The sequence below is a fragment of the Ruegeria sp. BC5 genome, assembly GCF_056539205.1.
Genome location: NZ_JBQFUN010000006.1, coordinates 202177 through 208397 on the forward strand (window position 1 = coordinate 202177; position 6221 = coordinate 208397).

The following is a 6221-nucleotide window of genomic DNA, read 5'->3' on the forward strand; positions in this document are numbered from 1 at the left end:
ACGTCTGCGTCCTAACGGGTTCCGCGCCTTGTGTCCATGCAGGACCGATGTTTGATCGAAGTCGCATTCCTCATGACTGAGTGTGCTATGGTCCTCCCGTTACAAAGAACATTTAAGATGGGGGACTCATGAAACAGTTTGCGGGTGTGGGGTTTGTTTTGTCTTTGGTTGGCTGTCAGCAAATGCCGTTGCAGCCAGAGGCCGCAGATACAGTCATCAGATCCCCGACCAATCAGGACCTGCGCCTTGTGCGCGGCTATCGTTCGACCGACGATGATTGCCAGTTAACCGGCGAAACGGCCTTTACCGTCGATTTTCTGGATGACGCGGCTGATCTTGTGTCCTGCCCCTCAGGCAGCGATGCGGCGCAATCACTGGTCGACATGTATAATGCACGGCAAGTCGCAAAAACCGGAGGGTATACAGTCTATTCCGTACCGCGCCGTTAAGTGCGGATTCTGCGGCTTAGCCTCTTGAACCGTCAAAGATATTTCCCAGATTGAATGTGAGGCCCAGACCGAAGCGTGCCGCCAAGCGGGCGCATCACATTCAGGGCGCTTGAGATAAAGGAGAATGCTATGGACTTGAACAAGTTCACCGAGCGGGCACGGGGGTTCGTGCAGGCGGCGCAGACGATTGCGCTGCGCGAGGGGCACCAGAGGTTGGAGCCCACACATATTTTGAAAGCATTGATGGATGACGATCAGGGGCTGGCCAGCAACCTGATCACACGTGCAGGTGGCGCGCCGAACCGCGTGGTCGAGGCGCTGGATTCTGCGATGGCCAAAATCCCGAAGGTCAGCGGCGACGCAAGCCAGATTTACATGGACGGCCAGACCGCCAAGGTGTTGGACGAGGCCGCCAAGATTGCCACCAAAGCGGGCGACAGCTTTGTGCCGGTCGAACGCGTGTTGATGGCACTGTGCATGGTGAAATCCAAAGCCAAGGACGCTTTGGATGCCGGCGCTGTGTCCGCGCAGAAACTGAACGAGGCGATCAATGATATCCGCAAGGGTCGCACCGCTGACAGCGCGTCGGCGGAGGAGGGCTATGACGCGCTCAAAAAATACGCGCGCGACCTGACCGAGGCTGCGGCCGAGGGCAAGATCGACCCGATCATCGGACGGGATGAGGAAATCCGTCGCTCGATGCAGGTTCTGTCGCGTCGTACCAAGAACAATCCGGTTCTGATCGGGGAACCAGGCGTCGGTAAGACCGCGATTGCTGAAGGTATGGCCCTGCGCATTATCAATGGTGATGTGCCGGAATCGCTGAAGGACAAGAAACTGCTGGCGCTGGACATGGGCGCGCTGATCGCCGGTGCGAAGTACCGCGGTGAGTTCGAAGAACGCCTCAAGGCTGTTCTGACCGAGGTCACCGAGGCCGCCGGTGAGATTATCCTGTTCATCGACGAGATGCACACGCTAGTCGGTGCCGGTAAATCTGACGGTGCGATGGATGCCGCCAACCTGATCAAGCCCGCGCTTGCACGGGGTGAGCTGCATTGCATCGGTGCAACCACGCTGGACGAGTACCGCAAATACGTCGAGAAAGACGCGGCCCTTGCGCGACGGTTCCAGCCAGTGATGGTGCAGGAGCCGACGGTCGAGGACACCATCAGCATTCTTCGCGGTATTAAAGAGAAGTATGAGCTGCACCACGGTGTGCGCATCTCGGACTCGGCACTGGTGTCGGCGGCGACCCTGTCGCATCGCTATATCACCGACCGGTTCCTGCCTGACAAAGCCATCGATTTGGTCGATGAGGCGGCGTCGCGTCTGCGGATGGAGGTAGACTCCAAGCCAGAAGAACTTGATCAACTTGATCGTCAGATTCTGCAGATGCAGATCGAGGAAGAAGCGCTGAAGCTTGAGGATGACGCAGCCTCCAAGGATCGTCTGGAAACCTTGCAAAAGGACCTGGCGGATCTGCAGGAGAAATCCGCCGAGATGACCGCCCAATGGCAGGCCGAACGCGATAAGCTGGCAGGTGCGCGTGATCTGAAAGAACAGCTCGACAAAGCACGAGCCGATCTGGAGATCGCCAAGCGTGAGGGCAATCTGGCGAAAGCGGGTGAGCTGTCCTATGGCGTCATCCCCGAGCTTGAGAAAAAGCTGACCGAGGCTGAGAACGCCGAAAGCAACGCCATGATGGCCGAGGAAACGGTGCGTCCGGAACAGATCGCTTCGGTGGTCGAACGCTGGACGGGTATCCCGACCTCGAAAATGCTGGAAGGTGAGCGCGAGAAGCTGCTGCGGATGGAAGACGATCTGCATTCCCGTGTGATCGGTCAGGATGCGGCGGTCACTGCTGTCGCCAACGCTGTGCGCCGTGCCCGTGCGGGTCTGAACGACGAAGGCCGCCCCTTGGGTTCGTTCCTGTTCCTCGGGCCGACCGGCGTGGGTAAGACCGAGCTGACCAAGGCCGTGGCAAACTTCCTGTTCGACGACGACAACGCGATGGTGCGCATCGACATGTCCGAGTTCATGGAGAAACACGCGGTTGCCCGCCTGATCGGTGCCCCTCCGGGCTATGTCGGTTATGATGAAGGCGGTGTGCTGACCGAAGCCGTGCGGCGTCGGCCCTATCAGGTCGTGCTGTTTGACGAGGTCGAAAAGGCGCATCCGGATGTGTTCAATGTGCTGCTGCAGGTTCTGGACGATGGTGTGCTGACCGATGGTCAGGGCCGCACCGTGGACTTCAAGCAGACGCTGATCATTCTGACGTCGAACCTCGGCTCTCAGGCGCTCAGCCAGTTGCCCGAAGGTGCGGACAGTGCGCAGGCCAAACGCGACGTGATGGATGCGGTCCGGGCGCATTTCCGGCCGGAATTCCTGAATCGTCTGGACGAAACGATCATCTTTGACCGGCTCAAGCGGGCCGATATGGATGGCATCGTTGATATCCAGATGGCACGCCTGCAGAAACGTCTGACCGCCCGCAAGATCGAGCTGGCACTGGACGATGGTGCCAAGGAATGGCTGGCGAACGAAGGCTATGATCCGGTCTTTGGTGCGCGTCCGCTGAAACGCGTGATTCAGCGCGCGCTTCAGAACCCATTGGCCGAAGCCCTGCTGGCCGGCGAGATCAAGGACGGCGAGACTGTCCCGGTGACCACCGGAGCCGAAGGTCTGATCATCGGTGACAGGCTGGGCACGTCAGATCGACCCCGCCCGGACGATGCCGTGGTGCATTGATCTGAGATTGGAAACCAGAAAGACCCGCCAAAGTGGCGGGTCTTTTTTTTACACCTTGGCAAAATGCCCATTCAGAAAAACAGCGATTTCCGTCAGCGAGGCATCGGCTTCGGGTATCTCCGGGTAAAACTCGAACACGTGCCACATGCCCTCCCATACACGCAGGGTGCAGTCGGCGCCGGCCTGTCGCAGCAGGCGATCCAGACGCACGCAACCGCTCAACAAATGATCGCGGGTTCCCGAAGTCAGAAAGACGGGTGGAAAGTCTGCGTCGAAGAGGCCGTAAATCGGAGATACGTCAGGGGCTGTCAGGTCGACCTCTTTGCCAACATAACAGTCACGGAAAAAGTCGATTTCAGACTGATTTAGAAACGGGTCGCGATCTGCCAGTCCGCTGTCCCCGTTGTTCTGCAGGTCGACAAAAGGTGAAAGCAGGGCCAGTGCCGTTGGTAACGGAACGCCATTTGCGCGCATTCTGTGGACTGCAGCCAATGCAAGATTTCCCCCGGCAGATTCTCCACACAGGCAAGCCCCAGGCGTTTCGGCCAGTACAGACGAGATGACTGCGGTGCAGGCATCAAGGGCCGCCGGGTATGGCGCTTCGGGGGCCAAGGGATAGTCCGGTGCAATCACAACCGCGCCGGTCTTGGCCGCCAGCCAGGCTGAGATTGGCAAATCCTCAAACGGGCTGCCAAGGGTAAAGCCGCCGCCGAACAGATAGACCAACCTGCGGCCAGAGCGCGGTTCGGCAGGAGTGATAACCATGCAACGCACACCGCCAATTGTTTCATCGGACAGTGCAACGCCGGACATTTCTACGGCTGCGGTACAACTGTCTGCGTAATCCTCTCGCAACATAGCCCGCATTTCGGGAAGAGGCTGCGTTAGATCCCGAATTGCGGCTTGTTCGGCATAAGATGCAGCCTTGGCACTGATTGCGGCGGGGGCGGGCATAGGTTTGTTTTTTCTGTGGTTCATACCATTGATATCGCAATGTCAGCAGGCGCAAGGGATCTAATGGATGCAGGTATGCTTTGACGGTTTCCCCAAAAACACCGCACTACGTCTGTCGATCCATTGCAAAGCCTGCACGTTCCGGGCCTGAATTGCAAAGCTTAGCTTGGTTGGGAACGTTCTGAAGCCCACGCTTACAGGCGACTACGTTACAATCTCGTCGCTCAATCGTGACGCTCATTACCTTGGCACTGTGCTATCAGCGATCTACCTCATACCCGAGGTGTTTTGACAACGGAGACATACATGGCGCATCGCTGGACCAATACATTGACACATGCGGACGTCACCCCAAGGGCGGCGTTTTTGAACCGGCGTCAGGTTATGGCCGGGCTGGCAGGTGTCGGACTGGCGGGGATGGCGCGCGGCGCGGCGGCGCAAGAAGCGCTGGAGCCGAACACCTGGGAAGAGATCACGTCTTATAACAACTTTTATGAATTCGGGACCGGCAAGGATGATCCTGCCAAATATGCCGGTGCGCTGACCACCGAACCATGGAGTGTTAAGATCGACGGCCTGGTCGACAATCCGGGCGACTATGACTTTAAGGATATCATGTCCGAGATGACGGTCGAAGAACGCATCTATCGTTTCCGGTGTGTCGAGGCCTGGTCGATGGTGATCCCGTGGAACGGGTTCGAACTGGCTGATCTTCTGAACATGGCAGGTGTTCAGGAAGGGGCCAAATACGTGGCCTTTGAAACCGCCTTGATCCCCGATGAGATGCCGGGCGTGCGCTACCCGATTCTGGAGTGGCCTTACCGCGAGGGTCTGCGCTTGGATGAGGCGATGCATCCGCTGACCATCATGGCGACGGGTATTTATGATCGGCCGATCCCAAACCAGAATGGTGCGCCGCTGCGTTTGGTGGTGCCGTGGAAATACGGCTTCAAGTCGATCAAGTCGATCGTGCGGATCACTCTGACAGAAGAAGAGCCACCCACCAGCTGGAACATGTCGGCGCCACGTGAGTATGGCTTCTATAGTAACGTGAACCCGAACGTGAACCATCCGCGCTGGTCGCAAGCCTCGGAACGTGAAATCGGCGGCGGTCTCTTTGCCAAGCGTATCCCAACCCTGATGTTCAACGGCTATGAGAACGAGGTCGCCGGGCTGTACGAAGGCATGGATCTTTCGCAATACTATTAAGTCTATGCAGCAGGTGAATCATATATTACGCCGTATTCCCGCTTGGGCGGTCTACCTGATTGGGGCGCTTCCAGCGCCCTGGTTGTTTTACCAGGGGCTGACAGGCGGATTGGGCGTAAACCCGATAGAGGCGTTGGAGCATCGGTACGGAGAGTTGGCGTTGCAGCTTCTGATTGGTGTGCTGGCGATTTCTCCTCTGCGGCGTTTCCTTGGCCTGAACCTGCTGAAGTTCCGCCGCGCCCTTGGGGTTCTGACCTTTGCGTATGTCACGCTGCATCTGTTGGTGTGGCTTGTGTTGGATGTGCAGGTGCCCAGCCAGATTTGGGCGGATATCGTTAAGCGCCCATATATAACGGTCGGCATGGCCGCTTTTGTCTTGATGCTGCCGTTGGCGGTGACGTCGAACAATCTGTCGGTGCGGAAATTGGGTCCGCGATGGCGCAGCTTGCAGCGCCTGGTGTTTCCCGCGGCGATTCTGGGTGGGCTGCACTATGTCATGTTGGCCAAGGGCTTCCAGATTGAACCGCTGGTCTATCTGTCTGCAATCGTCGGCCTGTTGCTACTGCGTTTGCCTATATCCGGTGTGCTGACTCGGTCGCGTCAGGCCGATTCCATCTGACTCGGCGCTGAGTCTATGGGTAAGCCTGTTCAAAAGCTGAGATTCGAGGTGGGATGCGCTGCGTGTTGCGGGTTTCGTGGAGTATGACGTTATTTAAGCTTATGATTTATATGGGTAAAAATTAAATCTGCGGTTTTTTGCGAGTTTGTCGAATTTTCCACTTGCGGGTTGTTTGGGTAAACCTTAGAACCCCCTTCACCGGCGCTGCTGAGGCGGTGTTGGGACGCTGGAGACGGCGGAGA

Annotated in this window: 5 protein-coding genes; 4 read left to right on the forward strand and 1 reads right to left on the reverse strand. The window is 57.6% G+C overall.

Annotated features, from left to right (window positions below; all coding sequences use genetic code 11):
• Positions 1–128 precede the first annotated feature (128 nt).
• Entirely contained in the window at positions 129–449 is a 321-nt protein-coding gene (locus tag ACR0LY_RS15190) for a hypothetical protein (protein WP_170352007.1), read from the forward strand.
• Between the two features lie 129 nt (positions 450–578).
• Positions 579–3197, forward strand: coding sequence for an ATP-dependent chaperone ClpB (clpB, locus tag ACR0LY_RS15195; protein ID WP_170352006.1), 2619 nt, complete (start codon positions 579–581; stop codon positions 3195–3197).
• Positions 3198–3245: 48 nt separating this feature from the next.
• Here the strand turns inward: clpB and ACR0LY_RS15200 are convergent, their stop codons facing one another.
• The gene (locus tag ACR0LY_RS15200) at positions 3246–4151 is read right to left on the reverse strand and encodes an alpha/beta hydrolase (RefSeq protein WP_170352005.1); all 906 of its coding nucleotides are present in this window, start codon (positions 4149–4151) and stop codon (positions 3246–3248) included.
• A 306-nt stretch (positions 4152–4457) separates the two neighbouring features.
• Here ACR0LY_RS15200 and msrP point away from each other — a divergent pair, with 306 nt between their 5' ends.
• Together msrP and msrQ are read left to right on the forward strand one after the other, a co-directional pair.
• A complete protein-coding gene (gene msrP / locus ACR0LY_RS15205) occupies positions 4458–5360 on the forward strand; it encodes a protein-methionine-sulfoxide reductase catalytic subunit MsrP (RefSeq protein WP_170352004.1) in 903 nt (300 codons plus the stop codon).
• A 4-nt stretch (positions 5361–5364) separates the two neighbouring features.
• Complete coding sequence (gene msrQ, locus ACR0LY_RS15210) at positions 5365–5979, forward strand: protein-methionine-sulfoxide reductase heme-binding subunit MsrQ (protein ID WP_170352003.1); 615 nt, start codon at positions 5365–5367, stop codon at positions 5977–5979.
• Positions 5980–6221: the final 242 nt, after the last annotated feature.

Bases quoted from the DNA above. Each gene is read 5' to 3' on its own strand.
- clpB (WP_170352006.1), top strand. From the start codon at position 579: ATGGACTTGAACAAGTTCACCGAGCGGGCACGGGGGTTCGTGCAGGCG.
- msrQ (WP_170352003.1), top strand. From the start codon at position 5,365: ATGCAGCAGGTGAATCATATATTACGCCGTATTCCCGCTTGGGCGGTC.
- ACR0LY_RS15190 (WP_170352007.1), top strand. From the start codon at position 129: ATGAAACAGTTTGCGGGTGTGGGGTTTGTTTTGTCTTTGGTTGGCTGT.
- msrP (WP_170352004.1), top strand. From the start codon at position 4,458: ATGGCGCATCGCTGGACCAATACATTGACACATGCGGACGTCACCCCA.
- ACR0LY_RS15200 (WP_170352005.1), bottom strand. From the start codon at position 4,151: ATGCCCGCCCCCGCCGCAATCAGTGCCAAGGCTGCATCTTATGCCGAA.